The sequence below is a fragment of the Nonomuraea sp. NPDC047897 genome (assembly GCF_043204415.1).
GTDB lineage: Bacteria > Actinomycetota > Actinomycetes > Streptosporangiales > Streptosporangiaceae > Nonomuraea.
This window is the reverse complement of sequence record NZ_JBIDCC010000002.1, coordinates 511,551-537,506: the sequence shown is the minus strand read 5'-3', so window position 1 is coordinate 537,506 and position 25,956 is coordinate 511,551. Positions and strand designations below refer to the sequence as shown.

The window sequence follows — 25,956 nt, the reverse complement described above, 5'->3', positions numbered from 1 at the left end:
ATGCTCTCGACGCGACGTCCGTGTCACGTCATGACCATGTCGCAAGATCGAGACATTCGGCATGGGGTTCAGCAGGAGGCGACGTCACAGATCTTGCTCAGCATGCGGCGGGCGTCCTTGGCCTGCCGGGCGAAGTCGCTCCTGGCCGGCTTGCCCCACTCGCCCGCCTGCGTGTAGACGATGAGGGCGTTGGCGCGGCGGGCGACCACGGCCCGCTCGCCGCCGATGGCCGGCCGGTGGCCCTGGTAGCTCTGCCCGGTGACGGTCAGGGCCTCGTCGCCCAGCTTGACGGTGCCGCTGCTGTAGCGGTAGCCGCTGATCCGGCAGCCGGCCACCGCCGCGCGCAGGTCCTTGACGGCCCTGCGGGCGGCGGACTCCGACGTGTAGAGGATGACCTGCTCGGACTTGGAGAAGTCGGGCACGGCCGTGTAGACGATGGTGCGTGCCGCGGTGCGGCCCTGCCGGGCGAGCCGCGGACGTTCGCACGGGTTGACGACGAGCGGGGCGTCCGTCTTGCGGCTCACCGCCCACGAGGTCTCGGGGTCGTCGTCCTTGACGGAGGCGGCCTTGTCGTACAGCAGGAAGCCGTTGGGGATAGAGACGGCGGCGGCTAACAGGAGTGTGATGACCATGGCTCAAAATAGTACGAATGAGTGACGAGGAGATCAGGCGGGTCCTCGGCCTGCTGTCCCAGGACGACACAGTGCGGACGTTCGCCGCGTTACTGCTCGGCGTGGACGGCGAGCGGCCGGCGAAGACGCTCGACCGGCTGGCCGGTGGCGGCCTGGCGGAGCGCGGACCGGACGGGGCGTGGCGGGCCCGGCCCGAGCGGTTCCGCGAGCTGCTGAAGGAGCTGGCCGAGCCGGCCGCCCCGGTGAGCGAGGAGGAGCGGCTCCTGCGCACGTTCCTGGTGGACGGCCGGTTGCGGGCGATCCCGGTGCGGCGCGAGAAGCGGCTGGTGGTGCTGCGCCACATCTCGCGGGCGTTCGAGCCGGGAGTGCGTTACCCGGAGAAGGACGTGAACGTGACGTTGCGCGCCTTCCATGATGACTACGCGGCGCTGCGCCGCTATTTGGTGGACGAGCTGCTGCTGTCCCGCGAGGACGGCTTCTACTGGCGCAGCGGCGGCCCGGTGGACGTGTGACGGACCCGCCCCGACGGGCCGGTACGTGAAGAGGACGACGTACGGCAGGCCCGGTCGCCGGCCGTCAGCGGAGCAGCGGGCACGGATGGTTCACGTGCCGGTTGGGGCAGCAGATCACACCCACGGTGATGAAGCGTCCTTGGGCGAGCCATTCGCCCCACTGGACGTCCACGCCACGGGGCAGCAGATCGGTGGCCCCCGCCAGGCGGTGCTCCAGAGGGGTCGTGTCGCCCGGCGGGCGCAGGGGCGCGTACTCGCCCGCCATCCAGGTGGCGGCCTTGCCGGCGTCGTCGAAGGTCTCGGCGATCCTCGTGCGTGGTCTGGCCAGCCAGTCGCCCGTCCGCATCGGCGGGAGTGCGGAGGTGGCGAAGTCCGGTGCGGTGGGGCGGCGTTCGGCCTCGTGCTTGAGGTCGGGGCCGTGGCCGAGCCAGGTGTAGGCGTGCCAGTGCATCGTTCCCCGTACAGTCGAAGGAGCGACGGCCCGTGCCTGGTTCAGGCGGGCATGTCCATCTCCTCCTCCTGCTGGTTGCCGCCGCACACGCGGCGAAACTCCAGCGGGCCGAGATCCTTCGCGTACAGGTCCATCTCTCTCCCCTCCTTCGCCCGGGCCGGACGACCCGAGGTGGTGCCGCCCCGGAAGTCGGCCCGTGGCAGCTACTTCCGGGGGTGTCTTGAGCTGGGGTTCCGCAGCGTGTCGAGCAGGACGGACGCGAGCTCCCGCAGCGTCGTCGGCCGCCACTGCGGCGGGCCGGATGATTCCGGGGCCTGTCTGCCGGGGAGCCGACCTTGATGCCAGGGTGCCGGCGTGTACTCACGCCACACTCCGTGCCGCCATGCGTTCACCGACGGATGGCAGATCCCGCAGTCGAGGTCGCAGGAAGCCGTGCAGTCGGGAGCTCCACACCAGTGGTGGCAGCGTCTGGATTCGCGCGCTTCGGCAGGGGGCCGCTTCTCCGGCAAGCCGTGCGCCCCGACGAAGACCTTCGGCATGGCCGGGACGACGGGGGATGTCTGTCGGGCAGGCATGAGCCGACGGTAGGAGTGGGTGATTCACTGCCTCAATGAACTTGCGCGAACTTGCACGATCAGCCTAGGGCAGCGAGTGCTGCCGTGATCAGAGCGCGTGCCTTGTTGCCGTATACGGCGCCGGCCGCGAGTTCGGTGAAGCCCTTGATGTAGAGCGCGATCTCGCGCGGTTGGGTGACGGTCACGCCCGCGGACAGCAACTCTACGAACACCCGCTTGTCGTCGTAGATGGAGAAGGTCTCCATCGTCCACAGCTTGCGAGGGGCGCCAGAGGGGATGATTCCGAGGGAGATGGATGGCAGAGACATGCCCTCCAGAAGCTGGCCAAGCTGCCCGGCCATCACCTCGTCATCAGCGACCCGATCGCGCAGGACGGACTCTTCCATGAGGATGGCGAACCGGTGGTCGCCCTCGTAGAGCAGGCGGTTTCGGGCTGCCCGTGTTGTGACCGCTTCCTCGATGTCGCGAGGAGCATCGTGGAACTCGGCAAAGGCAGTCAGGACGGCTCGCATGTATCCGGGCGTTTGAAGGGGCCAGGGCATGAACTGTGAGCAGTAGAAGCGGAACAGGCGGGTTTCCTCGTACAACGAGACTCGCGTCTCTTGCAACCGCTTCATGCCGCCGCGTTGCAGTCGCTTCCACTCGACATACATGCTGTCGGCGTCGCGGCTCGCAGCGATCAGGTCAGGGATCTCTTCCTCAGCGCCGCAGATCCGGCACCAGGCGCGTATGTCGTCGTCAGTCGGCAGGGTGCGGCCGTTGATCAGCCGGGAGCACTTTGACTCGTCCCAACCGGCCGCCAGGGCCACAGCCCTGGCGGTGAGGCCGGAGTCGCGAAGGATTTCCCGAAGCCGCCTGCCGATGGCGAGACGGGCCTGCTGGGCGCTGGATGACGGTGATGATGCCACGTGCCGTGATCAGGTAGGCCGGTACTCCGCGTGGTCGATGCCGCGCCGCCAAACAGCCTCGAACGCTGTCGCACACAACTTCACCACCGCAGGATCTTCGGAGAAGTCGTAGCCGGCGGCCTCGCCGTCCCCTGAGTGAAGGCCGAAGCGCACCAGCCCCCCGTCGAACAACCAGAAGTCATTGCCGGGTAGCGCTAGATCGGATGCTCTTTGGCGGGGTAGCCAGCGAACCAGTTCACCACCGGCAAGGTTGGCATGGGGGGTAGCGGAGTGCTCATATCGGATGTAGTCGCTGACCGGCTCGGAAACGATTCGAGCGCGGCGGACCACGACGCCCCGGTCCACGGTTGCCCTCATCAGCTTCACCCAGGGAGCGTCGAAGTCGGTCCGGTCGAATGGTCTGCCGTCACGCCAGGCACGGAAGCCGGGACTTGAGTAGCCGTAACCATCACGCATCTCCAGGTGCAGGGCGGAGCGCGTGCAGCGCCCCAGCAACTCGTCCAACGTCGGGCTCGCGTTCACCGCACGCCTCCAGGAGGTAACCACGCATGTGTGCAGGAAGCCTAACGATCATTTCGTTGGGCGCGAGCGGGCTCCGTGCCACCACATGGTCCAGCTCGGCCTGGTCCGTGACCACGACTCCCTGAATCACGAAGCTTCCGTCTCTGTCATCGACCCAGACCGAGGGGCAGCCGCCGTGCTCACTCGTGCCGTCGATGCCGATGAACCGTAGCGCCATGGTCCCCTCCAGTGCTTCGGATGTGCGCGGACTTGCACACGCGAGCCTCAACCGCCCAGGGGTCACCGTCAAGCGATTGTGCTCAGATCGCATCAGCACAACGTCAGCGCCGGTGCTGACAACGATCACGATCAACCCGGAACAACAAGAAGCCCCAGGCTCTCGGCGTGGGCCGCGAGCTGGGGCCATGACTCCTGTCGACCAGGTCAGACCTGGTACGCAGGGGAGTGTGGTGGACGATACTGGGATTGAACCAGTGACCTCTTCCGTGTCAGGGAAGCGCTCTCCCGCTGAGCTAATCGTCCTTGGAGGTGGAGACGGGATTTGAACCCGTGTGGACGGCTTTGCAGGCCGCTGCCTCGCCTCTCGGCCACTCCACCGTGCCGAACTCCGAGCGGAAGACGGGATTCGAACCCGCGACCCTCACCTTGGCAAGGTGATGCTCTACCACTGAGCCACTTCCGCGTTGTCGCGCGTCCACTCTAGCGGGTTTTCCGAGCGGATGCTCACTTGCGGAGCTGTCGCGCCACGCTGCGTTCGGTCGCGGGCAGGCTGAGGAAGATTTCGAGGATGCGGGTGAGCCGGTGGACCTCGATGCGGTGGAAGGCGGGTCCGTCGGAGCGGGCCAGCATGAGAGTGAGCGCGAGCGGCGGCAGCGGGGCGTGGATGACGTGCAGGCCGTCGTCGAGCGTGGCGGCCGTGGGGCGCGACGGCACCGTGTCGGGCAGCGGCACCTTCTGGGGTGCGCGCCAGCTCGCGTAGACGACGCCGTGCTCGGCGGCCGTGGCGGCCCAGTCGGCGCTGAACAGCACAGGCAGCGAGTCGACCAGCGTGGTCAGCGCCCGGTCGCCGGCCGTGGTGACGTATTTGAGTATCTCCAGCTCGGGGTAGGTGCCCGGCGCCTCGCGGGTGCTCCAGACGCCCTCGACGGACACGCCTTCGACGCTGAGCAGGCCCTTGACGAGCGCTTCCTTGGGCGTGCCCTCGGGGCAGTACACGGTGAGGTCGTCGACCGCCCGGCCCTCTCCCCTGTCGAGCACGGTGACCTGGGTGATGTCGGCTCCGGCCGTGCCGAGGACCCGGGTCACCTGGGCCAGCGACCCCGGGCGGTCGGGCAGCGTGATGCGGAGACGAAGGAGCATCCATCCCTCCCTGCGAAGATGCCGCTCCCCAGCCTATCGGCGAATACCGGTAGGAGCCGGACCTGCGCTACAAATGACGGGGTGAAGATTGGGCCGATCGGGGTGTGGCCTCCGGTGGTGCTGGCGCCGATGGCGGGCATCACGAACGCGCCGTTCCGGGTGCTCTGCCGTGAGCAGGGCGCCGGGTTGTTCGTGTGCGAGATGATCACGACGCGGGCGCTGGTCGAGCGCAACCCGAAGACGCTGCGGATGATCAGGTTCGCCGAGTCGGAGACGCCGCGGAGCATCCAGCTCTACGGGGTGGACCCGGTGACGGTGGGCCGGGCGGTCGCGATGATCGTCGAGGAGGACCTGGCCGACCACATCGACCTCAACTTCGGCTGCCCGGTGCCCAAGGTGACCCGGCGGGGCGGCGGCTCGGCGCTGCCGTACAAGCGGCACCTGCTGCGGCGGATCCTGCGCGAGGCGGTCGCCAACGCGGGCCCGCTGCCGGTGACGATGAAGATGCGCAAGGGCATCGACGACGACCACCTGACCTACCTCGACGCGGGCCGCATCGCGGCCGAGGAGGGCATCGCGGCGATCGCCCTGCACGCCCGTACGGCGCGGCAGCACTACGGCGGGGTGGCCGACTGGGCGGCCATCGCCCGGCTGAAGGAGGCGGTGCCCGAGATCCCGGTGCTGGGCAACGGCGACATCTGGTGCGCCGACGACGCGCTGCGGATGGTGGCCGAGACGGGCTGTGACGGGGTCGTCGTGGGGCGGGGCTGCCTGGGGCGGCCGTGGCTGTTCGCGGACCTGGAGCACGCGTTCGACGGCTCACCGGAACGGGCCAGGCCGACGCTGGGCGAGGTGGCGGCGGTGATGGCCCGCCACGCCGAGGGGCTGGCCGCGTGCTTCGACGTCGAACGCTACGCGGTGGCCGACTTCCGCAAGCACGTGGGCTGGTATCTCAAGGGTTTCACGGTCGGCGCCGAGCTGCGGCGCGAGCTGGCCACGTCGGAGTCGCTCGACGGCCTGCGGGCGGGGCTGGCGAAGCTCGACCACGACCAGCCGTGGCCGCCCAACACCGACACGCCGCGCGGCAAGTCGGGCGCGCGCACCAAGGTGCTGCTGCCCGACGGCTGGCTCGACGACCCATGGGACGGTGCCGTGCCGGCCGACGCCGAATCGGACGTCTCGGGCGGCTGACGGCCCAGCCCGGGCGGCTCAGCGCACGCCGCGTGGTCGGAACTGGACGCTGATGCGCGGCCCGGTCGGGCGGGTGGTCTTGGGGATGGCGTGTTCCCAGGTGCGCTGGCAGCTCCCGCCCATGACGAGCAGGTCACCGTGGCCGAGGTCGCGCCGGATCGAGTGGCCGCCGCCGCGCGGCCGCAGCAGCAGTGCGCGCGGAGTGCCGACGGAGAGGATGGCGACCATCGTGTCCTCGGTGCTCCCCCGGCCGATGGTGTCGCCGTGCCAGGCGACGCTGTCGCGCCCGTCGCGGTAGAAGCACAGGCCCGCTGTGCGGAACGGCTCGCCCAGCTCGTACCGGTAATGGGCGTTGAGGGCCCGCAGGGCGTCGTCGAGCGCCGGGTCGGGCAGCCGTTCGCCCTCGTCGTAGAACTTGAGCAGCCGGGGCACGTCGACGACCCTGTCGTACATCCGCCGCCGCTCCTCCTTCCACGGCACGCCGTCGGCGAGCCGCTCGAACAGCGCGTCGGCGCCCGTCATCCAGCCCGGCCGCACGTCGATCCACGCCCCGTGGCCGAGGACCGTCCGCTCGACGGTGTCGCCGAGCGTGCCGACGGCTATGTCCTGGTCGAGGTCGAGCAGTGACGGCTGGAAAACAGCCTTCATGTCACCGAGTGTATGCGATGCATCAAACATCCATTCGATTCGGTCACCGCCGCTGTGCATCCCAGCGAGGATCCATGTAACGTCTGCGTCGTGCTAAGCCGTTACATGGTCGGCGCGGTCGCCGCGCGCACCGGCGACGAGATGTCCGGTCCCGCCCTGCTCCTGGCCGGACTGGCGCTGAGCGGGTCCCCGGTGCTGGGGGCGTGGCTCCTGGCAGGGCTCACCGCCTCGGCGGCCGTGGGCGGGCCGCTGCTCGGGGCGCTGCTCGACCGGGCCCGGCGGCCGGGCCGGATGGTGGGCTGGTGCCTGCTCGGCTACACCGCCGGCCTGCTCGCCGTGCTGCTGGGGCTGGGGCGACTGCCCGACGCGGCGCTGGTGGGCCTCGCCGTGTCGGCCGGCCTGCTGGGGCCGGCGCTGACCGGCGGCTGGACGTCACAGCTCCCCCTCGTCGTCCCTGCGGACCGGCTGGGCCGGGCCAACGCCCTCGACGCGATCAGCTACAACGTGGCCGGCCTGGTCGGCCCGGCGGCGGTGGCGGCGGTCGCCGCGGCCACGAGCGGCCAGACGGCGGTGTTGGCGTCGGCCGTGCTGCTGCTCGCGGCGGTCCCGCCGGCGTGGACGCTCCCACCCCGCCGATCCACCCCGCCACCCCCCTCCGCCAAAGCCCTCATGGACGGCACCCCATCGAGCGGGGCGGCGTTGCGCCGGGAGCTCGCCGCCGGATTCACCGCCATCGCGCGCAACGCGTCGCTGAGGCGGGCGACCGTCACCTCGATGGTGTCCTGCTGCGGGCTCGCCGTGCTGGTGGTCGGCACGCCGCTGCTCGGCGCCGAGCTCACGGGCGAGGCGTCGTACGGGGCGCTGCTCCTCGCGGTGACGGCGGCCGCCGCGCTCGTCACGAACGCCGCGGCGACCCGGGTACGGCGCTGGAGGCCGCGGCCCGACACCGTCCTGGCGGGTTCGACGCTGCTGCTGGGCGCCGCCATGGCGCTGGCCGCCCGGGCGGCGTACGCCGACGGGCCGTTCGAGCTGGCCGTGCTCGCCGCCGCGGTGGCCGGGGTGGCGGAGGGGCCGCAGCTCACGGCCCTGATGGCGGTGCGGCACCGGGAGGCGCCGCCGCGCCTGCGCGGCCAGATCTTCACCACCGGCGCCAGCCTCAAGATCACCTCGTACGCGGGTGGGGCCGCGCTGGCCGGTCCGCTGGCCGCGTACGACGTCGGGCTCGCCCTGCTGGCCGGGGCGGCGCTGCAGGTGCTGGCCATGGTGGCGTACGGGCTGCTGTCGCGTCGCCGGCACGGGCGGCCCGGCTCCTGACCCCGCGCCCGGGTCACGGGGACGTCCGCCGGGGTGCGTTCAGGCGCGGGCCGCCCGGTGGGCGGCCACGCGTTCGCGGGTGGCGCAGCGGGTGCTGCAGTAGCGGCGCGGGCTGCCTCCGCCGAGGTCGAGGTACGGCCGGCGGCACGCGGCCGAGGCGCACAGGCCGCCCGGGACCCGCTGGTGGTCGGCCAGCAGGACGGCCAGGGCCATGGCCGACGACACCAGGAACCACTCCCCCCACGGCACGTCGTCGTGGGCGTCCACGTGCACGTGCCAGGGCGACGTGCCGCCGTGGCTGGTCAGCCGGGGCGGCCGGGCCGCATCGGCGAGGATCCGGTTGAGCAGCCCGGCCGCGGCGTCGGCGCCGGGCGCGGCCAGCACCTCCACCAGCCGCCCCGCAGCCACCCGCATCGCCGCGACGTCGCCCGCCCGAACGAGCCCCGTCCCCGCGGTCGCCGCGTCCTGACCCGTGGGCGTCCCTTCGGCGACGGCCCGTTCGCCGTGGGCGCGCAGCACCCGGGTCACCGACTCGGCCGACGGCTCCTCGTACAGCAGGGCCACGCACAGGGCGACGGCCCGCTCGGCCATCGCCCGGGTCGAGTGCACGCTCACCCCCGCAGCGTACGCCGGTGGCGGCTACGGGAGCGGGCGGCGGCCCGCGAAGCCCAGCTCGGTGCGGTGGTACCAGCGCAGCTCAGTCTCGCCCTCGATCCAGCAGAGCCGCACCGACACCCCGTCGAGCACGGCCGGGAAGTCGAGCAGGACGGGCGCGACGCCCTTCACCTCGATCCCCTGCCGCGCCCAGCCGCTCAGCAGGTCCTCGATGCGGGCTTCCAGCGCCTTCAGCTCGGGGACGCCGCCGAGCGGGGAGGTGCCGGCGGTGCGCCGGTCGTGGGCGAGCTGCGCCATGTCGGCGCGGGCGGCGACCAGTGCGCGGGCGTCCTCGACGATCGACGGCAGCAGCGCACGCGCCTCGTCCACGGTGAAGATCCTGTCCATGGCGGCACGCTAGCCGTTCGGCTCGTAGGCCCGCACGAGCTGCTTCTCGGCCTCGTCGAGGTAGCCGTCGAGGTAGGCGGCGGCCTCCTCCGACCGGCCGGACTCCAGCAGCTCCAGCAGGCGCCGGTTGCGCTCGACGAACGGCTCGTGGAAGGCGCGCGGGTTGTGCATGACGTGGAACACCAGGCGCAGCTCGGCCAGGAGCTGCCGCATCGCCTCGTCCAGCCGTGGGCTCTCGTTGAGGGTCACCAGGGCCTGGTGGAAGCGGATGTTGGCGGTGCCGACGCCCTGCCAGTCGTCCCGCTCGGCGGCCCGTTCGGCGTCGGCCAGAGCGTCCTTGATGTGCGCGAGCTGCTCGGGCGTGGGGACGCGCCGCACGGCGGCGCCCTCGATGACCCGGCGGACCCGGTAGAGGTCGGCGACGTCCTCGGCGGACAGCATCCGCACGAACACGCCGCGGTTGAGCCGGTGCTCCAGGAGCCGTTCGTGGCCGAGCAGCCGGAACGCCTCGCGCAGCGTGTTGCGCGACACCCCGAGCGCCTCGGAGATCGACTCCTCGGACAGGCGTTGGCCGGGGACGAAGAAGCCTTCGCTGATGCGGTCGCGGAGGATGTCGGCCACCCGTTCGGCGGTGCTGCTGCGGCCCAGCCGGGTGCGGTCGCGCTCGAGATCGGCAACAGCGTCGTTCACAAGGGCCAGACAATCATCGAACAAAACCCTTGTCGAGTTGTTCAACGATCCTTATGTTGAAGACAAGCCCCCACACAAGGACAGGAGCGACGACATGCCAAGCTCCCCCCAGCAGACACGGCGCGTCATCTTCGCCAGCCTGGTCGGCACGTCGCTGGAGTGGTACGACTTCTTCCTCTACACGACAGCGGCCACCATCGTCTTCGGCAAGCTGTTCTTCCCGACGTTCGACCCGCTCAACGCCACACTGCTCGCCCTGACCACGAACGCCGTCGCCTTCGTGGCCCGCCCGCTCGGCGGCATCGTCTTCGGCCACTTCGGCGACCGCGCCGGGCGCAAGACGGTGCTCGTGGTCACTCTCCTCGTGATGGGCGTCTCGACGTTCCTCATCGGCCTGCTGCCCGGCTACGACAGCATCGGCGTCGCCGCGCCGATCCTGCTGGCGCTCCTGAGGTTCGTCCAGGGGCTCGGGCTGGGCGGCGAATGGGGCGGCGCGGTGATCATGTCGCTGGAGCACGGCGACGACCGCAGGCGCGGCTTCAACGCGAGCTGGCCGCAGGTGGGCGTCCCGGCGGGGTTCGTGCTGGCCACCGGGCTGCTGACCATCCTGTCGGTCACCCTGCCGGACACGGCGTTCCTGTCGTGGGGCTGGCGGGTGCCGTTCCTGCTGTCCGGGGCGCTCGTGCTCGTCGGCCTGTGGGTGCGCGTGCGGATCACCGAGTCGCCACTGTTCGCGCAGGTGGAGCAGGCGGGGACGAAGGCGAGGATGCCGCTGGTCGAGGTGCTGCGTACGCACCCGCGCGCCCTGCTGTCGGCCTTCACCGCACGCATCGGGGTGGACGTGGCCTTCTACACCTTCACGGCGTACATCATCGTCTACCTGACCGGCCCGCTCGGCATGGAGCGCTCCGTCGGACTGAACGCGGTGCTGATCGGGTCGGCGCTGCAACTGGTGCTGATCCCGCTGTTCGGCGCGCTGTCCGACCGCCTGGGCCGGCGCCCGGTCTACCTGGCGGGCGTGGTCGGCGCGGCCGTGTGGGTGTTCGCGTTCTTCCCGCTGCTCGACACCCGGTCGTTCCCGCTCATCGCGCTCGCCGCCGTCGTGGCGCTGGTCACCCACGCCGCCATGTACGGCCCGCAGGCGGCGTTCATCGCCGAACTGTTCACCACCCGGCTGCGCTACAGCGGCGCCTCCATGGGTTATCAGGTGGCCGGGATCGTCGGCGGCGCGTTCGCCCCGATCATCGCGATCAAGCTGTTCGACGTGTACGGCACGACGCTCGCCGTGTCGGTGTACGTGGTGGCCGCGCTGGCCGTCACCGCCGTGGGCCTGGCCATCGCGCCGGAGACCCGCGACCGCGACCTCGCCGCCGGCCCGCTGCCCCAGCGGACCTGACGGGCCCCGAGGCCGGATCCCCGCAAGCCCGCGGCCCGCTGACCAAGATCCGGGCCTGGGTGACGGTTGTGATTGAATCGCCACCGATTCGCGGAACGGAGCGGGGCCAATACGCATAAACTGCGCGCCTGTGAGCCTCCCTGTACGTGAACGTTCCCGCCGGCCGGGTGGCGGCCGCCACCGCCGCCCCGTCCCCACCTCCCTGCCGCCGGACGCCCCTGTGCTCGTGCTCGCCGCGCCGGGCGACGTCTCGGGCGTAGCCACCGAGATCGCCGGTGTTGTACGGGTCGACCATCCGCAGATCGAGGTGCGCCTGACCCCGATCACCGAGCTGGCCGAGTCCCTGCCGCAGGGCCGGGAGGCCGTCGTGGTGCCTCTGCTGACCTGGGACGACCCCGAGGTCATGGCCGAGATCGCCACGATCGTCGAGGCCGCCGGCACGGACGCGGTCGTCACCGAGGCGCTCGGCCCGCACCCGCTGCTCGCCGAGGCCCTGCACATCCGGCTGGCCGAGCGCGGCCTGGCCCGCGCCGACCGGGTGCGCCTGCTGAACGTCTCCAGCCCCGTGGACGCCGTCATCCTCGCCACCGTGGGCGGCACGCGGGCCGTGCAGGCCGTGCAGCCCACGGCGGTGCTGCTCGCCTCCCGCCTGACGCTGCCCGTGGTCGCCGCCTCACTTGACAGCGAGCCGGGTGTGCCGATGGCAGCCGAGCGGCTGCGCGCCGCCGGGGCGGACCGGCTGGCCATCGCGCCCTGCCTGATCGGCCACGAGGCACCCGCCGACCTGCTCGAACGGGCCGCCGCCGGGATCGGCGCCGGTCACGCCGAGCCGCTGGGCGCCCACGGCTCGATCGCCGAACTTGTCGCGCGAGCTTACGGAAGTCAACTCGCGACTTGACAAGGACTTGTGGAGATCACAAAAGTGGCGTTTACTTCTCCGCATGCGCCGGGTGCAGTGCAATGGTGCGCGTCTGTCCCTCCGTGATGTGACGGAGGCCGACGTGGCGGCGCTGCACGCCGTCTACGGCGACCGCACGGCCACGCAGTACATGCCGTTCGGCCCCCGCAGCAACGAGCAGGTGGCCGATCTCGTCCAGGAGGCGCTGGCGGCGGCCGCCGCCGAGCCGCGCCGCCTCTACATGCTCGCGGTGGTCGACACCGACCACCGCGACGTCATCGGGGTGGCCCGGCTGCACATCGAGGCCGACCACCCGCACAGCGCCGAGATCGGCGTGGGGCTGCGGCCCGACCAGTGGGGCCGGGGCATGGGCACGGACCTGATCCGGCTGCTGCTGGCGTTCGGCTTCAAACAGCTCGGGCTGCACCGCATCTGGGGCGCCCGCGCTCCGGAGAACCTGCCGGCCCAGCTCGCGATGCTGACGGCGGGCATGGTCGAGGAGGGGCGGATCCGCCACCACGTGCACACGCCGGACGGCTGGCGCGACTCGATCGTCCACTCGGCCCTCCATGACGAATGGACCGACCGCTAGGCGCGGGCGTCACGGGCGTCCCGTCCGGGTCGCTTCGCCCCGGGACGTCCGGCCGGCCCGGGGGTGCGGGTGCGTCTTCTCCGGAGATTGTCGGTGGCTGCCCCTACGATGAGGCTCCTCACGTGGAGGGATCTCACTCATGCTCGACTCTCTGATCGTGCCCCTGTTCGTCACGACGGATCTGCCGCCCCGGGCGGACCTGGCCGAGTTCGGGGGGCTGCTCGCCGGGACGGCGCGCACGCTCGACCATGGCGGCGAGAGCTACGAGGCGTTCCTGGCCGGCAAGGTGTTCTGGCTCGACCGGCCGGCGCCCGCCCGGCAGCGGTCGGCGGAGGCGGAGCTGCGGTTCGCGGGCATGCTGGGCTACCTCGCCGCCTCGGGTCCCGGCCACACGACCAGGAGCGTCGTGGCCGACGTGCGCCGGGCGATCTCCACGGCCGTCGCGACCCGCTACGGCGACGTGGGGGCGGCGCCCGCGGTGTTCGCCATCCGCGACCGCGACGTGCGCGAGCGCACCCCCGACGCGGCCCTCTACGTCGACACCCGCGACGCCGTGCCCGACCTGGTCACGGTCACCCGCCCCTACCTGTGACGCGGGGGCCGCGCGGCCCGGGTCAACTTCTCGTACAGGCCCGCGCCGGGCCGTGACGGGGTGCCCGGCCGGGGTAGCTGTCCCGCATGCTCTACGGCAAGGAACACGTTCAGCGCTACCAGCAGACGGACGGTGCGGAGGGGCACGACTGGAACGACACCACCGTGCTCCTGCTGACCACCAAGGGCCGCAGGTCCGGCCGGCCCTACACGACGCCGCTGATCTACCAGCGGCACGGCGACGCCTACGTGGTGGTCGCCTCCAAGGGCGGCGACCCCGAGCACCCCGACTGGTACAAGAACCTCCAGGCCAGCCCCGAGGTCGAGGTGCAGGTCAAGGGCGACCGGTTCACGGCTGTCGCGCACACGGCGATCGCGGAGGAGAAGCCGGAGCTGTGGCGGCTGATGACGCGCGCCTGGCCCCAGTACGACGACTACCAGACGCAGACCGACCGGGAGATCCCGGTGGTCGTGCTCCAGCCCGTCCGCTGAGCCCCGCTTCCCCGACCGGCTAGAACGTCACCAGCGGGTCGCCGACGAAGTCGGCGAGGAAGTTGACGAAGAAGAAGCCGAAGAACAGGAAGTTGAGCACCAGGACGACGTAGTGCCACGGCCGCGGCCGGGCGGGCCGGGGCAGCCTGCTGTTGAGGTAGATGAGCAGGAACGGGTACAGCAACGCGCCCAGGTTGGACATGTTGGCCGACCACTCGACGAGCGCCACCGGAAGGCTCAGGTGGATGATGATCGAGATGACGACCAGCAGCACGATCATGAACGGGTAGTAGAAGCGCCGCGGGTCGCCCTCGACCAGCGCCCGCAGCCGTGGGCTGGTGGCGTGCGCGGCGTCCGTGGTCACCCGCACCATGGCCTCGAAGATGCCGAGCTGCGTGGTGAAGAGGATCAGCACGCCGAGCACCAACGCCACGTAGAACAGGAACGGCCCGTACTCCTCGCCCAGCACCGCGGCGACGAAGGTCGGCACGTCGGCGCGCGTGGGCCGCTCGCCCGACAGGGCGACCGCCTGCGACATGAGGATCGTGGGCAGCAGCATGCCCAGCATGGCGCCGACGAAGAACACGCCCCACATGTCCGTCAGCAGCAGCCGGTACCAGCGGCGCCACAGCCCCCGGTTGAGCTCGTCGTCGGGGAAGGTGACGCCGCTGGCGAGGATCTCCCGGCGCTCGCCGCGCATGCCCGAGATGTACCCGGCCCGGTAGCCCATGCCGTAACCCTTGTCCCGGTAGTGCCCCATCACGTACCAGTTGAGGCCGGAGGCGAGGGCGGTGAACCCGGCCAGGCCGCCGAGCTGGGTGGCGGTGATGCCCGACGGCGGGACGGCGGGCGTGAAGAAGCCGCGCACGCCCTCCCACCACACGCTCCACGGCACCACGAAGAGGCACACGAGCAGCAGCGCGACGAGAATGGACCCGACCAACACCCAGTTGGCCAGTTCCAGCGTCCGGCTGATCCGCCGGGCGGCCGCGGTGATGAGGAAGACGACGACGAGCAGCGCGATCGCCCACAGCCGCGGCTCCTCCGCCCCGGCGGGCGCGACCGTGCCGTGCACGAGCGCGTACACGCCCTGGCCGGCCGAGGCGGCCCAGCCGCCGGCGATGAACGCGAAAATGACGACGAGCACCGACAGCGGCACCCACAGCCGCCAGCCCGGTGGGACGCGGCCCCAGCCCACGACCGGGGTCTCGCCGGTGGCGACGACGTAGCGGGCGCACTCGACGTTGTAGAACGTCTGGAGCAGCGCGGAGATCAGGATGACCCAGCCGACGCCGACGAAGCCGTACTGGCCGACGCTGAGCGGCCCGAGCAGCCATTCGCCGCTGCCGATGGAGATGCCCAGCGCGATGAGGCTCGGGCCCACGGCGTGCTGGAACAGCTCCCGCGGCCCGATCCGGGTGACCCTGAACACCTCTTCGGGGGTGGGCAGGTTCGTGACGAGGAGCTCGGGGCGGCTCACGCCGAGTGGAAGCGTCATCTCTGCCTCCTGACGCCCAGGTGACCCCCGTCATCCGGGGCCTGCGGGGGAACGGCGGCCCGCCCTTCCCCCATCACTCCGCGACATTCCCCTCAACAGGGGAAATGCACCCCAAGAACGGGAAAAACCGCGTCAGGCGAGGAGCGAGGTGTAGAGGTCGAGGGTGCGGCCCGCGATGCGTTCCCAGGAGAAGTGCTCGACGGCCCTGGCCCGGCCCGCCTCGCCCATCGCGCGAGCCCTGGCCGGATCGCCGAGCAGGGCGTTGACCCGCTCGGCGAGGTCGGCGGCGAAGCGGCGGGGGTCGTGCGGCGTGCCGTCGGCGCCCTGGTCGATCGGCACCAGCAGGCCCGTCTCGCCGTCGGCGACCACCTCCGGGATGCCGCCCGTGGCCGTGGCCACCACGGCCGTCTCGCAGGCCATCGCCTCCAGGTTGACGATGCCCATCGGCTCGTACACCGACGGGCAGACGAACACCGTCGCGTGCGTGAGCAACTGGATGACCTCCGGCTTGGGCAGCATCTCGGAGATCCACCGGACGCCCTCGCGCTCGCGTTCGAGCTCGCGCACCAGCCCGGTCACCTCGGCGGCGATCTCCGGTGTGTCGGGCGCGCCCGCGCAGAGCACGAGCTGGGCGCCGGGGTCGAAGGCGCGCGCCGCGTGCAGGAGGTGGACCAGTCCCTTCTGCCGGGTGATCCGCCCGACGAAGATCACGTACGGCCGGCGGGGATCGACCCCGTGCCGCTTCAGGACGTCGTCGGCGCGGTCGGGAGCGTACTCGGCGGTGTCGATGCCGTTGTGGATGACGGTGACCCGCTCCGGCGCGATCTCGGGATAGGCGGCGAGCACGTCGCGGCGCATGCCGTCCGACACCGCGATGACGGCGTCGGCGGCCGCCAGCGCGGTCCGCTCGGCCCAGGAGGAGATCGTGTAGCCGCCGCCGAGCTGCTCGGCCTTCCAGGGGCGCAGGGGTTCGAGGCTGTGCGTGGTGACCACGTGCGGGACGCCGTGCAGCAGCTTCGCGACATGCCCGGCGAAGTTGGCGTACCAGGTGTGCGAGTGGACGACGTCGGCGCCCTCGCAGGCCGCGGCCATCTCCAGGTCCACCCCGAGCACCTGCAGCGCCGCGTTGGCCGACTCCAGGCCGCCGGGGACCCGGTAGGCGGACACGCCCGGCTCGTCGCGGTCCGCGCCGAAGCAGCGCACCCGGACGTCGGCCAGCCGCCGCAGGCGGCTCGCCAGGTACTCCATGTGAACCCCGGCACCGCCGTACACCTCGGGCGGATACTCCCGGCTGAGCAGATCGACACGCATGAGACGACCTTACGAGCAACCCGCCCGCCGGGGACACCTCGACAGGCCGTTCCGCGCCGATCGGGATGAACGACAAGAAACCGGTGGCTGCCGAGGGGGCGCCATGCGGGGTTTCGTCGATAGATCGGCCAAATGGGGGTAGCGTCTGGACATGAGGTCCCAGAGGGTGCTTGCGGTCGTGCTGGCAGGTGGCGAGGGCAAGAGGCTGATGCCTCTGACGGCTGACAGGGCCAAGCCCGCCGTGCCGTTCGGCGGGATATATCGGCTCATCGACTTCGTGCTGTCCAACCTGGCCAACGGCGGCTATCTGCAAATCGTCGTGCTCACCCAGTACAAGAACCACAGCCTTGACCGGCACGTGTCCCGCACCTGGCGGTTGTCGGCCATGCTCGGCAACTACGTGACCCCGGTGCCGGCGCAGCAGCGGCTCGGGCCCCGGTGGTTCTCCGGGTCCGCCGACGCCCTGTTCCAGAACCTGAACCTGATCTACGACGAGATGCCCGAGCACGTCATCGTGTTCGGCGCCGACCACATCTACCGGATGGATCCCCGGCAGATGGTCGAGCAGCACGAGGAGTCCGGCGCCGACGTGACCGTCGCCGCGATCAGGCAGCCGCTGGCGCTGGCCGACCAGTTCGGGGTGATCGAGACCGACCCGCAGGGGCGGCGCATCGTGGCCTTCCGCGAGAAGCCGAAGGACGCCGTGGGCCTCGCCGACTCCCCCGACGAGATCTACGCCTCGATGGGCAACTACGTGTTCAGGACGCAGGCGATGATCGACGCCCTGCGCGAGGACGCCCTCGACCCGACGAGCAAGCACGACCTCGGCGGCAACATCATCCCCATGCTGGTCAAGTCGGGCGGCGCCGACGTCTACGACTTCGCCGACAACGTCGTGCCGGGCTCCACCGAGCGCGACCGCGGCTACTGGCGCGACGTGGGGACCCTGGACGCCTACTACGACGCGCACATGGACCTCATCTCGGCGCACCCGGTCTTCAACCTCTACAACGACAAGTGGCCCATCCACACCGGCCACGACACGCTTCCGCCGGCCAAGTTCGTGCACAACGACGGCGACCGGGTGGGCCGGGCGATCGACTCGCTGGTCTCCCCCGGCGTGATCGTCTCGGGTGGCACCGCCGTCCGGTCGGTCCTGTCGCCGAAGGTGGTGCTCCACTCGCACTCGCTGGTGGAGGACTCCGTGCTGATGGAGAACGTCAAGATCGGCAGGGGTGCGATCGTGCGCAAGGCGATCATCGACAAGAACGTCGTGATCCCCGACGGCGCCCGGATCGGCTTCGACCTCGACCACGACCGCACCCGTTTCGCGCTGACCCGCGGCGGGGTGGTCGTCATCGGCAAGAACGAGATCGTCGAGCGCTGACGCGCGCCGGCCAGCCGGGCGGCAGCCGGTCAGCCGGGCGGCAGCGTCATCCGCCAGGCGTGCGGCACCACGGTCCAGGTGCGGGCCGGGTACGGGCCGCTGAGCTCGCCGTCGGTGTTGACGTGCACGGGCGGGCCGGAGATCCGGACCCGCGTGCCGCGGGCGGTCACGACGTCCGGCCGGCCGGTGTGCCGGCCGAGCCGAAGCTGCACGCCGTACAGCAGGCGGCGCAGCGGGCCGGTCGCGAAGGACACGACCACGTCGGCGAGCCGGTCGGCGGGGCTGGCGTCGGGCGTGATCGGCGTGCCGCCGCCGATGGTGCGGCCGTTGCCGACGCCCACCATCAGCACCCGGCGCCGCCCGTCCGCGATCACCCGGCCGTCCACCTCCACCCGCAGCGGCACCCCCTTGGTCCGCACGCCGGCGATCACGCTGCCGGCCGCGTAGGCGAAGCGGCGCAGGAACGGCTTGAGCGGCCCGGCCGTCTGGGCGGCCTCGACCCCCACCCCGGCGTGAACGGCGTTCACCACGACCCCGCCGTCCTCGTCGCGCAGCAGGTCGAGCGGCCGTGGCTCGCCGGTCGCCGCCACCCGGGCCGCCTCCACCGGGTCGAGCGGCACGCCCAGGGCGCGGGCGAGGTCGTTGCCGGTGCCCAGCGGCACCAGCCCGACCGTGCGGGACCCCAGCTCGCCCCGCTCGGCCAGCGCCGTCACCAGGCAGTGCAGGGAACCGTCGCCGCCGAGCACGACCGGGTCGCGCCCGGGGTGCTCGGCCAGCAGGCTCCCCAGCTCGGCCGGGTCGCCGAGCCGGGCCTTGACGGTGTCGGCGTGCTCGGCCAGCTCGGCGAGCACCCGGGACAGGGCGTCGTCGTCCGCGCTTCCGGCCGAGGAGTTCGCGATGGCCACCAGTCGGCGCACAGGCCCTCCTTCGTTCGCTGGCCGCCCTCTACCCCGATCGGCGCCGGTGATCCCCCGGTGGGGTGGGCCCCGGGACGGGCTGGCGTGGGCGCCGTCCGGGGCGAGGGCGGTGTCCGTCCGGGGGGCGCCATTCCCGCCGGACAGACCGTGGCCCGCGGCCCTGATCCCCTGTCAGGGCCGTCCTCGTGTGGCACGGCGAGGAGAAAGCCGCCTCGGGAACGTCCTCGGGCGGCTCCTGGAGTCCGGTGGCGGGGACTGTCCGGGAGCCTTACCGGCCGTGAGCCGCGTGGGGCGCGGTCCGCGGGGATGAGGCGGTCATGTGGGGCTTTCCTGGTCGTGCCGGGACATCGTCCACGGTAGCCGGGTGATCAGGGCCGGGGCCAGCGATTAACGGGCGCGGTGGCGGGCGCGGAACCCCGCCGCCTTGGCGCGGTGGCGGGCGCGGAACTTCGCCGCCTTGGCGCGGTTGCCGCACTCCTGCATGTCGCACCAGCGCCGGGCGCCGGCCCGCGAGGTGTCGACGTACCGGCGGGTGCAGGTGCCGGCTCCGCACTCCTTGATCCGTACGGCCTGCGGCCCGCCGAGCAGTTCCACCGCCTGCCGGGCGACGGTGGACAGGGCAGCGGCCAGGTCTCCGGCCCGCTCGACCCGGCCGGTGTCGTCCAGCCGCACCAGCGCCGGGGGGCCGGCGGCGAACCGGTTGACGCCTCCCGGTCCGCGGCCGGCGACGGCGCGGCCGACGGCACCCCCGCCGGCACGGTCGTTGTGGGAGGGGTAGCCCTTCTGCCAGCCGGAGTCGAGCAGGGCCTTCTCGATCACGTCCTCGAACGGCTTTGGGTGTGCGCCTTGCTCATGCACCCATGCCCGAAGACGGTCGGCTACGATCCGAAGCCGTGCCGTAACGGAAAAGTGTGAATCCCTGCGAAAGGCCGCATCGTACAGTGAAGATATGACGGTGCTGACTATCGAACTCGACCCGCCGATGGAAGCCGCCCTGGCCGACCTCACAGGTGACGGCGACAGCCCGGAGACCGCGATCCGCCTTGCCGTGCTCACCGCGTGGCGCCTGCGCCGCGATGAGCGCATCCGCGCCCAGGCCGAGGCCATCGCGGCCGACCCCGACGACCAGGCCGAGATCCGAGCGATCCAGCACGAGCTGGATGATCTCCGTGCGTGGTGACCTGTACCGCCTGCGCGCACCTCGGGATGCCGTAGGCCATGAGCATGGCTGACCGGTTCCAGACGATCGTCTTCACCCACCACGATCACCTGGCGGAACTCGCCCTGGCGGAGCTTCCCTCGGACCGCGTGCGCGTCCACCGGCTGCAGCGGTTCGCTTCCTTCAGCCGCGCTGGGGGCCGGCGTCGGAGCTGGGGCCGGGGTCGGGGTCGGCGCCCAGGTCGGCGGTCCACGGTACCCCGACCCGGGTCTCCGGGGTCTCGACGCGGAAGCGCGGCAGCGAGTCGGGGAAGTTCGTCCTGATGAAGGTGACCAGGTGCTCGCGGACGTCGCACTTGAGGTCCCACGCGGACGGGGAGTCCGCGGCGCTCATCAGGGCGCGCAGCTCGACCAGCCCGTTCGGCAGCACGTCGGTCACCTGAAGGGTCCAGTCCTTCTGGTCCCACAGCGGGTTGCTCTGGATGAAGGCGTAGAGCTCCTCGCGCAGCTTGTCGACCGGGACCGACCAGTCGACCCGCAGGAACACCGCGGCGATGACCCGGCTGCCGTGCCGGGTCCAGTTCTCGAACGGGTTCTGGGTGAAGTAGGAGACGGGCAGGACCAGCCGGCGCTCGTCCCACAGGCGCACCACCACGTAGGTGAGCGTCAGCTCCTCGATCCTGCCCCACTCGTTGTCCACCACGACCACGTCGTCCAGCCGCAGCGCGTCGCTGAAGGCGAGCTGCAGGCCCGCCAGGGCGTTGCCGATCGTCGGCTGGGCGGCGATGCCGACGATCGCGCCGGCGATGCCGGCGGAGGCGAGCAGACCGGCGCCGAGCGCCCGCACCTGGGGGAAGGAGAAGAGCATCGCGCCGACCGCGATCACGACGATGACCGCGGCGGCGATCCGGCGGACCAGCCCGATCTGCGTCATGATCCGCCGGGCCCGCCGGTTGCGCTCCCCCTCGACCTTCACCAGCCGGTCGAGCACCACGTCCGTCAGCGCGTACGTGGCCTGGACGATCAGCCAGGTCACCGCGCCGATGGTGACGAGCCCGAGCGCCCGGTCCAGGGTGCGGGCGGTGGCCAGTTCCCCCGGGCTCCCGCCGAACATGCCCGGCCCGAACACCAGGTTGAAGGCCACCACGGCCGCCACCGTGAACCCGGCCCAGGTGCAGTGCTCGACCAGGTGCCGGGCGAGCGCCCACTTGCGGCCGGCCTTGGACAGCAGCCGTCGGAAGATCTCCACGCAGAGAACGGCCCCGGCCACCGCTATGGCCAGGACGAGCCAGCCGGCTGGCGTCTGCACGAGTAATGCCCCCAAATCTCCTATCAAATAATCCTAGAACGTCTCATCGAACGTCACATTGCCCTCAACAGCCACCTGATAAGCCGACACCCGCCGCTCGAAGAAGTTCGCGAGCTCCTGCACGTCCTGCAACTCCATGAACGCGAACGGGTTGGCCGTGCCGTAGCGCACCGGCAGCCCGAGCCTGGCCAGACGCTGGTCGGCCACGTACTCAAGGTACTCGCGCATCTGCTCGGCGCTCATGCCGGGCATCCCCTCGCCGCACAGGTCACGGGCGAAGGCCAGCTCGGCGGCCACGGCCTCCTCCAGCATCGCGGTGACCTGCTCGCCCAGCTTGTCGTCGAACAGTTCCGGCTCCTCGGCCCGGACGGTGTCCACCACGCTGAAGGCGAACTCCATGTGCATGGACTCGTCGCGGAACACCCAGTTCGTCCCGGTGGCCAGGCCGCTGAGCAGGCCGCGCGAGCGGAACCAGTAGACGTAGGCGAAGGCGCCGTAGAAGAACAGCCCCTCGATGCAGGCGGCGAAGCAGATGAGGTTCAGCAGGAACTGCCGGCGCTCCTCGGCCGTCTCCAACCGTTGCAGCCCGCCGATCGAGTCGATCCACCGGAAGCAGAACTCCGCCTTGTCCCGGATCGACGGGATGTGCTCGATCGCGGCGAACGCCTTGACCCGCTCGTCCGGGTCGGGCAGGTAGGTGTCGAGCAGCGTCAGGTAGAACTGCACGTGCACGGCCTCCTCGAACAGCTGCCTGCTCAGGTACAGGCGCGCCTCGGGGGCGTTGACGTGCTGGTAGAGGTTGAGCACCAGGTTGTTGGCGACGATCGAGTCACCCGTGGCGAAGAAGGCGACCAGCCGGTTGATCAGGTGGCGTTCCTGCGGGGTCATCCTGGCCAGGTCGGCCAGGTCGGTGTGCAGGTCCACCTCCTCGACGGTCCAGGTGTTGCGGATGGCCGCCCGGTAGCGCTCGTAGAAGTCCGGGTAGCGCATGGGCCGCAGGGTCAGGTCCATTCCAGGGTCGAGCAGCATGGCGGGGATGTCTCCGTAGGTGGTGGGGTCGGTCACTGGCAGGCTTCGCAGACTTCGGGGTTCTCCAGCGAGCAGGCGACCGCCTCTGCCGGGGTGACCGCCGGGGTGACCGCCGGGGCCGCCGCCACGGTCGTCTGGGCGATCCGGGTCGCGGGGCGCGAGCGCAGGTAGTACGTGGTCTTCAGGCCGCTCTTCCAGGCGTAGGCGTACATCGAGGAGAGCTTGCCGATGGTGGGGCTGGCCAGGAAGAGGTTGAGCGACTGCGACTGGTCGATGTACGGCTGGCGGGCCGCGGCCAGGTCGATGAGCGCCTTCTGCGGCAGCTCCCACGCGGTGCGGTAGAGCGTCTTCAGGTCGGCCGGGATGCCGGGGACGTCCTGCACGGAGCCGTCGGCCCGCTTGATCGCGTCGCGCATCGCCTGCGTCCACAGCCCACGGGCCTGCAGGTCGGCCACCAGATAGCGGTTGACCTGCAGGAACTCGCCGGACAGCGTCTCACGCTTGAAGACGTTGGACACCTGCGGCTCGATGCACTCGTAGCAGCCGGCGATGGAGGCGATGGTGGCCGTCGGCGCGATGGCGATCATGAGGGAGTTCCGCAGCCCGGTGGTGGCGACCTTGGCCCGCAGCGCCTCCCAGCGCGGCGAGTCGGCCGCGCCCGCGTAGTGGTCGGGGTGCAGCACCCCCCGCGCCGCGCGCGTGTCGTCGTAGGAGGGGTGCCGGCCGCGCTCGACGGCCAGGTCGGCGGAGGTGTCGTAGGCGGCCAGCGCGATCTCCTCGGCGATCCGCGTGGACAGCTCCAGCGCCTCGGGCGAGTCGAACGGAAGGCGCAGCGTGAAGAACACGTCGGCCAGGCCCATCACGCCGAGCCCGATCGGCCGCCACCGCCGGTTGGCCGCCTCGGCCTCGGGCGTCGGGTAGAAGCCCAGGTCGATGGTCCGGTCCAGGAAGCGCACCGCGGTCCGCACCGTGCCGCGCAGCCGGTCCCAGTCGAGCTCCGCGCCGTCGCGCAGGTGGGCGGCCAGGTTGACCGACCCGAGGTTGCACACCGCGGTCTCGGCGTCGCTGGTGACCTCCAGGATCTCGGTGCACAGGTTGGACAGGTGGATGACGTTCTCGGGGCGGGCCGTCTGGTTGGAGGTCCGGTTGGCCGCGTCCTTGAACGTCATCCAGCCGTTGCCGGTCTGCGCGAGCGTGCGCATCATCCGGCCGTACAGGGTGCGGGCCGGGATCTGGCGGACGAAGCGGCCCTGCGCCTCGTAGGCGCGGTACGCGCGGTCGAAGGCGTCGCCGTACAGGTCGGTGAGGTCGGGGACGTCCTTCGGGTCGAACAGCGACCACGGCTCGTCGGCCTCGACCCGGCGCATGAACTCGTCCGGCACCCAGTTGGCCAGGTTGAGGTTGTGCGTACGGCGCGCGTCCTCACCCGTGTTGTCGCGCAGCTCCAGGAACTCCTCGACGTCGGCGTGCCAGGTCTCCAGGTAGACGCAGGCCGCGCCCTTGCGCCGGCCGCCCTGGTTCACCGCGGCGACCGAGGCGTCCAGGGTGCGCAGCCACGGGACGATGCCGTTGGAGTGGCCGTTGGTGCCGCGGATGAGCGAGCCGCGCGAGCGGACCCGGGTCCAGGAGATGCCGATGCCACCGGCGTACTTCGACAACCTGGCCACCTGGCCGTACCGGTCGTAGATGGCCTCCAGCTCGTCGCGCGGCGAGTCGAGCAGGAAGCACGACGAAAGCTGCGGCCGGCGCGCGCCCGCGTTGAACAGCGTCGGTGAGCTGGGCAGGTAGGCCAGCGTGGACATCAGCCCGTACAGCTCGGCCGCCTCGGACACCGACGACGACAGGCCGCAGGCCACCCTCAGCAGGAAGTGCTGCGGCCGCTCCAGCACCGCCCGCGTGTCGGGGTGGCGCAGCAGGTAGCGGTCGTGGACGGTGCGCAGGCCGAAGTACTCGAACCGGTCGTCGGCCTCGTCGCTGACGAGCGCGTCCAGCTCGGCGGCGTGGGCGGCGACGAAGGCGGCGAGGGAGTCCTGGACCAGCCCGGCCGCGTGGGTTGCCGCGACCGACTCGGAGAAGGTCCGCACGCCGTGCCCGGCCGCCTCGTCGGCGATCTCCTCGGCCAGCAGCCGGGCGGCGACCCTGGAGTTGGCCGGGTCGGCGATCACCCGGGCGGCGGCCTCCTCGATGGCCAGCCGCCGGTCAACCTCAACGATCTGCGTCACGTGCTCTCCTCGCGAGCTTCGCCCCGTCGGAGCGCGCGAGAGCAGGGCGGCGCGGGGCGTGGCCCGGCCGCGTCGGCCCCCGGGCCCTCCCTCGAGGCCCTGGACAGGTGAGCCGGGCGTGCCGGACCGGCGTGCGTCGTCTCGCACGCGCCGGCCGGAGACCCCGGCGTCGCTGGCAGGTCTTCGGGCTCGCGGGCACGCATGATCACGTGGTCATGCCGGTCCTACTGGCCGTCGCTTCCCGGATCTCTCCAGTGCTCGTGACGGCGGTCGTTCCCGCTCACCGCTGCGGGGCAGCCCCGGAATCGCACCGGGTTCCCTTTCACTCCGCCCCGAGGGGCGAACCAGCGACGAGCAGGATCCTACATCTAGTGCCCGCGACCGCAACTCGCCCCATCATGTTGTGCCGGGCGTGTCGACCAGTCCGAGGTCGCGGAGCACGGCGCGGGTGCGTGCCGTCTCGGAGGCGAGCCACTGCTCGAAGTCGCCGCCGCCGAGCGGGATCGGCTGCCACCCTCCGGCGCGGCAGGCCTTGTGCCAGGGCGCGGAGCCAGCGACGCGCTCGCACATCTCGATGGCCGTGGCGCGCAGCTCGCCGGGCATGCCGGGCGGGCCGACCGCCGCGCACCAGTCGGCGAAGTCGATGCGCACGCCCGACTCCAGGAGGGTGGGCACGTCGAGCCCGTCGACGCGCCGGGCGCTGGAGACGGCCAGCGCCCTGACCCGCCCCTTGCGCAGGTCGGCGCGCCAGGCGCGCAGGCTGCCGGCGGCGGCCACGGCCCGGCCGCCGCGCAGGGCGTCCTCGGCCTCCGCCTGGCTCGCGTGGCCGGCGTAGACGAGCCGGCGCGCGTCGGCCCCGAGCCCCCGCGCGATCAGCCCGAACAGCAGGTGGTCGGGCTCCCCCTGCGGCCCTCCGGCGAGCGGCATGCCCTCGGGCCGGGCGAGCAGCTGGGCGCCGAACTCCTCGAAGTCGCGCACCGGCGAGCCGGCCGGCACGACCACGACCTCGACCTCTCCGGCGAGCCTGACCAGCGGCGTCGCGGTCTCGTGCAGCCGCGGCGCGGCGTCGATCTCGGCGGCGGCCAGCGCGGGCAGCCCGGTGATCGTGATGGTGGTGGCCTGCCGGTGGCCGGACAGCAGGAAGCCCGACTGCCAGGCGGCCCGGGTGAGCGCCTGCGTCACGCCCGCCCACCGCTCGGCGCCCGGCGTGATGGTGAACGGCACGCGCACCGCTCCGGCCGTCGGGCGGCGTTCGGCGCCGCACGCCGCACCGGTCAGGCCGAGCCCCGCCAGGCCTAGCCCCAGCGCGAAGAACTGCCGTCGGCGCATGCGTGCCTCCCCCGGGCGCGCGG

The 25,956-nt window shown here is 71.6% G+C and carries 27 protein-coding genes, 3 tRNA genes and 1 riboswitch; of the genes, 10 read left to right on the top strand and 20 right to left on the bottom strand.

Annotated elements, in window-relative coordinates; translation table 11 throughout:
• Positions 1-68: 68 nt before the first annotated feature.
• Positions 69-632, bottom strand: coding sequence for a hypothetical protein (locus ACGF0J_RS05870; RefSeq protein ID WP_393142329.1), 564 nt, complete (start codon positions 630-632; stop codon positions 69-71).
• A gap of 17 nt (positions 633-649) precedes the next feature.
• Between ACGF0J_RS05870 and ACGF0J_RS05865 the strand changes: the two genes are divergently transcribed.
• Positions 650-1,144: a DUF2087 domain-containing protein gene (locus ACGF0J_RS05865; protein ID WP_393142328.1), complete on the top strand. Its 495-nt coding sequence runs from the start codon at positions 650-652 to the stop codon at positions 1,142-1,144.
• A gap of 64 nt (positions 1,145-1,208) precedes the next feature.
• Here the strand turns inward: ACGF0J_RS05865 and ACGF0J_RS05860 are convergent, their stop codons facing one another.
• The 7 genes from ACGF0J_RS05860 to ACGF0J_RS05830 all read right to left on the bottom strand — a co-directional run bounded on the left by ACGF0J_RS05860 (position 1,209) and on the right by ACGF0J_RS05830 (position 4,959).
• Positions 1,209-1,595 carry a hypothetical protein gene (locus tag ACGF0J_RS05860; RefSeq protein WP_393142327.1) on the bottom strand — a complete coding sequence of 129 codons (387 nt, stop codon included), beginning with the start codon at positions 1,593-1,595 and terminating at the stop codon, positions 1,209-1,211.
• A gap of 634 nt (positions 1,596-2,229) precedes the next feature.
• Positions 2,230-3,078: a helix-turn-helix domain-containing protein gene (locus ACGF0J_RS05855; RefSeq protein ID WP_393142326.1), complete on the bottom strand. Its 849-nt coding sequence runs from the start codon at positions 3,076-3,078 to the stop codon at positions 2,230-2,232.
• A 9-nt stretch (positions 3,079-3,087) separates the two neighbouring features.
• Positions 3,088-3,600, bottom strand: coding sequence for a DUF6879 family protein (locus tag ACGF0J_RS05850; protein ID WP_393142325.1), 513 nt, complete (start codon positions 3,598-3,600; stop codon positions 3,088-3,090).
• A gap of 447 nt (positions 3,601-4,047) precedes the next feature.
• Positions 4,048-4,122 (bottom strand) — tRNA-Val (locus ACGF0J_RS05845).
• Position 4,123: 1 nt separating this feature from the next.
• Positions 4,124-4,197, bottom strand: a tRNA-Cys gene (locus ACGF0J_RS05840).
• 13 nt (positions 4,198-4,210) lie between these two features.
• Positions 4,211-4,282 (bottom strand) — tRNA-Gly (locus ACGF0J_RS05835).
• Positions 4,283-4,323: 41 nt separating this feature from the next.
• A complete protein-coding gene (locus ACGF0J_RS05830; protein ID WP_393142324.1) occupies positions 4,324-4,959 on the bottom strand; it encodes an ACT domain-containing protein in 636 nt (211 codons plus the stop codon).
• An 81-nt stretch (positions 4,960-5,040) separates the two neighbouring features.
• On the opposite strand from ACGF0J_RS05830, the gene dusB reads away from it, so the two are divergent.
• Positions 5,041-6,150: a tRNA dihydrouridine synthase DusB gene (gene dusB, locus ACGF0J_RS05825; protein WP_393142323.1), complete on the top strand. Its 1,110-nt coding sequence runs from the start codon at positions 5,041-5,043 to the stop codon at positions 6,148-6,150.
• A gap of 18 nt (positions 6,151-6,168) precedes the next feature.
• On the opposite strand, the gene ACGF0J_RS05820 is transcribed toward dusB, so the two are convergent.
• The gene (locus ACGF0J_RS05820) at positions 6,169-6,798 is read right to left on the bottom strand and encodes an alpha-ketoglutarate-dependent dioxygenase AlkB (protein WP_393142322.1); all 630 of its coding nucleotides are present in this window, start codon (positions 6,796-6,798) and stop codon (positions 6,169-6,171) included.
• Positions 6,799-6,888: 90 nt separating this feature from the next.
• Between ACGF0J_RS05820 and ACGF0J_RS05815 the strand changes: the two genes are divergently transcribed.
• On the top strand, positions 6,889-8,112 hold the full coding sequence (locus tag ACGF0J_RS05815) for an MFS transporter (protein ID WP_393142321.1): 1,224 nt from the start codon (positions 6,889-6,891) through the stop codon (positions 8,110-8,112).
• A gap of 39 nt (positions 8,113-8,151) precedes the next feature.
• Here ACGF0J_RS05815 and ACGF0J_RS05810 read toward each other — a convergent pair whose 3' ends face one another.
• Genes ACGF0J_RS05810 through ACGF0J_RS05800 form a run of 3 tightly spaced genes read right to left on the bottom strand, consistent with a single transcriptional unit; the run spans position 8,152 to position 9,804 of the window.
• Positions 8,152-8,727: a CGNR zinc finger domain-containing protein gene (locus ACGF0J_RS05810; RefSeq protein WP_393142320.1), complete on the bottom strand. Its 576-nt coding sequence runs from the start codon at positions 8,725-8,727 to the stop codon at positions 8,152-8,154.
• Between the two features lie 24 nt (positions 8,728-8,751).
• Positions 8,752-9,114, bottom strand: a complete 363-nt coding sequence (locus ACGF0J_RS05805) for a DUF2203 domain-containing protein (protein WP_393142319.1) — start codon at positions 9,112-9,114, stop codon at positions 8,752-8,754.
• A gap of 9 nt (positions 9,115-9,123) precedes the next feature.
• Positions 9,124-9,804 (bottom strand): GntR family transcriptional regulator, encoded by a 681-nt coding sequence (locus ACGF0J_RS05800; protein ID WP_393142318.1) that lies wholly within the window; start codon positions 9,802-9,804, stop codon positions 9,124-9,126.
• A 94-nt stretch (positions 9,805-9,898) separates the two neighbouring features.
• On the opposite strand from ACGF0J_RS05800, the gene ACGF0J_RS05795 reads away from it, so the two are divergent.
• From ACGF0J_RS05795 to ACGF0J_RS05775, 5 genes are all read left to right on the top strand, one after another.
• Positions 9,899-11,200 (top strand): MFS transporter, encoded by a 1,302-nt coding sequence (locus ACGF0J_RS05795; protein ID WP_393142317.1) that lies wholly within the window; start codon positions 9,899-9,901, stop codon positions 11,198-11,200.
• A gap of 130 nt (positions 11,201-11,330) precedes the next feature.
• Positions 11,331-12,098, top strand: coding sequence for a sirohydrochlorin chelatase (locus ACGF0J_RS05790; protein ID WP_393142316.1), 768 nt, complete (start codon positions 11,331-11,333; stop codon positions 12,096-12,098).
• Positions 12,099-12,141: 43 nt separating this feature from the next.
• Entirely contained in the window at positions 12,142-12,690 is a 549-nt protein-coding gene (locus ACGF0J_RS05785) for a GNAT family N-acetyltransferase (protein WP_393142315.1), read from the top strand.
• 139 nt (positions 12,691-12,829) lie between these two features.
• On the top strand, positions 12,830-13,282 hold the full coding sequence (locus tag ACGF0J_RS05780; RefSeq protein ID WP_393142314.1) for a hypothetical protein: 453 nt from the start codon (positions 12,830-12,832) through the stop codon (positions 13,280-13,282).
• A gap of 86 nt (positions 13,283-13,368) precedes the next feature.
• Positions 13,369-13,773 carry a nitroreductase family deazaflavin-dependent oxidoreductase gene (locus ACGF0J_RS05775; RefSeq protein WP_393142313.1) on the top strand — a complete coding sequence of 135 codons (405 nt, stop codon included), beginning with the start codon at positions 13,369-13,371 and terminating at the stop codon, positions 13,771-13,773.
• A gap of 19 nt (positions 13,774-13,792) precedes the next feature.
• On the opposite strand, the gene ACGF0J_RS05770 is transcribed toward ACGF0J_RS05775, so the two are convergent.
• Both ACGF0J_RS05770 and glgA read right to left on the bottom strand, forming a co-directional pair.
• Positions 13,793-15,271, bottom strand: a complete 1,479-nt coding sequence (locus ACGF0J_RS05770) for an Nramp family divalent metal transporter (RefSeq protein ID WP_393142312.1) — start codon at positions 15,269-15,271, stop codon at positions 13,793-13,795.
• A gap of 132 nt (positions 15,272-15,403) precedes the next feature.
• Positions 15,404-16,582 carry a glycogen synthase gene (glgA, locus tag ACGF0J_RS05765; RefSeq protein ID WP_393142311.1) on the bottom strand — a complete coding sequence of 393 codons (1,179 nt, stop codon included), beginning with the start codon at positions 16,580-16,582 and terminating at the stop codon, positions 15,404-15,406.
• A 151-nt stretch (positions 16,583-16,733) separates the two neighbouring features.
• Here glgA and glgC point away from each other — a divergent pair, with 151 nt between their 5' ends.
• Positions 16,734-17,969, top strand: coding sequence for a glucose-1-phosphate adenylyltransferase (gene glgC, locus ACGF0J_RS05760; protein ID WP_393142310.1), 1,236 nt, complete (start codon positions 16,734-16,736; stop codon positions 17,967-17,969).
• A gap of 29 nt (positions 17,970-17,998) precedes the next feature.
• On the opposite strand, the gene ACGF0J_RS05755 is transcribed toward glgC, so the two are convergent.
• Both ACGF0J_RS05755 and ACGF0J_RS05750 read right to left on the bottom strand, forming a co-directional pair.
• A complete protein-coding gene (locus ACGF0J_RS05755; protein WP_393142309.1) occupies positions 17,999-18,886 on the bottom strand; it encodes a diacylglycerol/lipid kinase family protein in 888 nt (295 codons plus the stop codon).
• A 387-nt stretch (positions 18,887-19,273) separates the two neighbouring features.
• A complete protein-coding gene (locus ACGF0J_RS05750; protein WP_393142308.1) occupies positions 19,274-19,705 on the bottom strand; it encodes a CGNR zinc finger domain-containing protein in 432 nt (143 codons plus the stop codon).
• Positions 19,706-19,835: 130 nt separating this feature from the next.
• Between ACGF0J_RS05750 and ACGF0J_RS05745 the strand changes: the two genes are divergently transcribed.
• Entirely contained in the window at positions 19,836-20,066 is a 231-nt protein-coding gene (locus ACGF0J_RS05745) for a hypothetical protein (RefSeq protein WP_393142307.1), read from the top strand.
• 162 nt (positions 20,067-20,228) lie between these two features.
• On the opposite strand, the gene ACGF0J_RS05740 is transcribed toward ACGF0J_RS05745, so the two are convergent.
• From ACGF0J_RS05740 to ACGF0J_RS05725, 4 genes are all read right to left on the bottom strand, one after another.
• The gene (locus ACGF0J_RS05740) at positions 20,229-21,353 is read right to left on the bottom strand and encodes a mechanosensitive ion channel family protein (RefSeq protein WP_393142306.1); all 1,125 of its coding nucleotides are present in this window, start codon (positions 21,351-21,353) and stop codon (positions 20,229-20,231) included.
• Between the two features lie 33 nt (positions 21,354-21,386).
• Positions 21,387-22,418, bottom strand: coding sequence for a ribonucleotide-diphosphate reductase subunit beta (locus ACGF0J_RS05735; protein WP_393142305.1), 1,032 nt, complete (start codon positions 22,416-22,418; stop codon positions 21,387-21,389).
• Positions 22,415-24,604, bottom strand: coding sequence for a ribonucleoside-diphosphate reductase subunit alpha (locus tag ACGF0J_RS05730; protein ID WP_393142304.1), 2,190 nt, complete (start codon positions 24,602-24,604; stop codon positions 22,415-22,417). The genes ACGF0J_RS05735 and ACGF0J_RS05730 overlap by 4 nt, the downstream gene beginning before the upstream one ends.
• Positions 24,605-24,760: 156 nt before the next feature.
• Positions 24,761-24,968, bottom strand: a riboswitch (cobalamin riboswitch).
• A gap of 32 nt (positions 24,969-25,000) precedes the next feature.
• Positions 25,001-25,933, bottom strand: coding sequence for a tripartite tricarboxylate transporter substrate-binding protein (locus tag ACGF0J_RS05725; protein WP_393142303.1), 933 nt, complete (start codon positions 25,931-25,933; stop codon positions 25,001-25,003).
• Between the last annotated feature and the right edge of the window lie 23 nt (positions 25,934-25,956).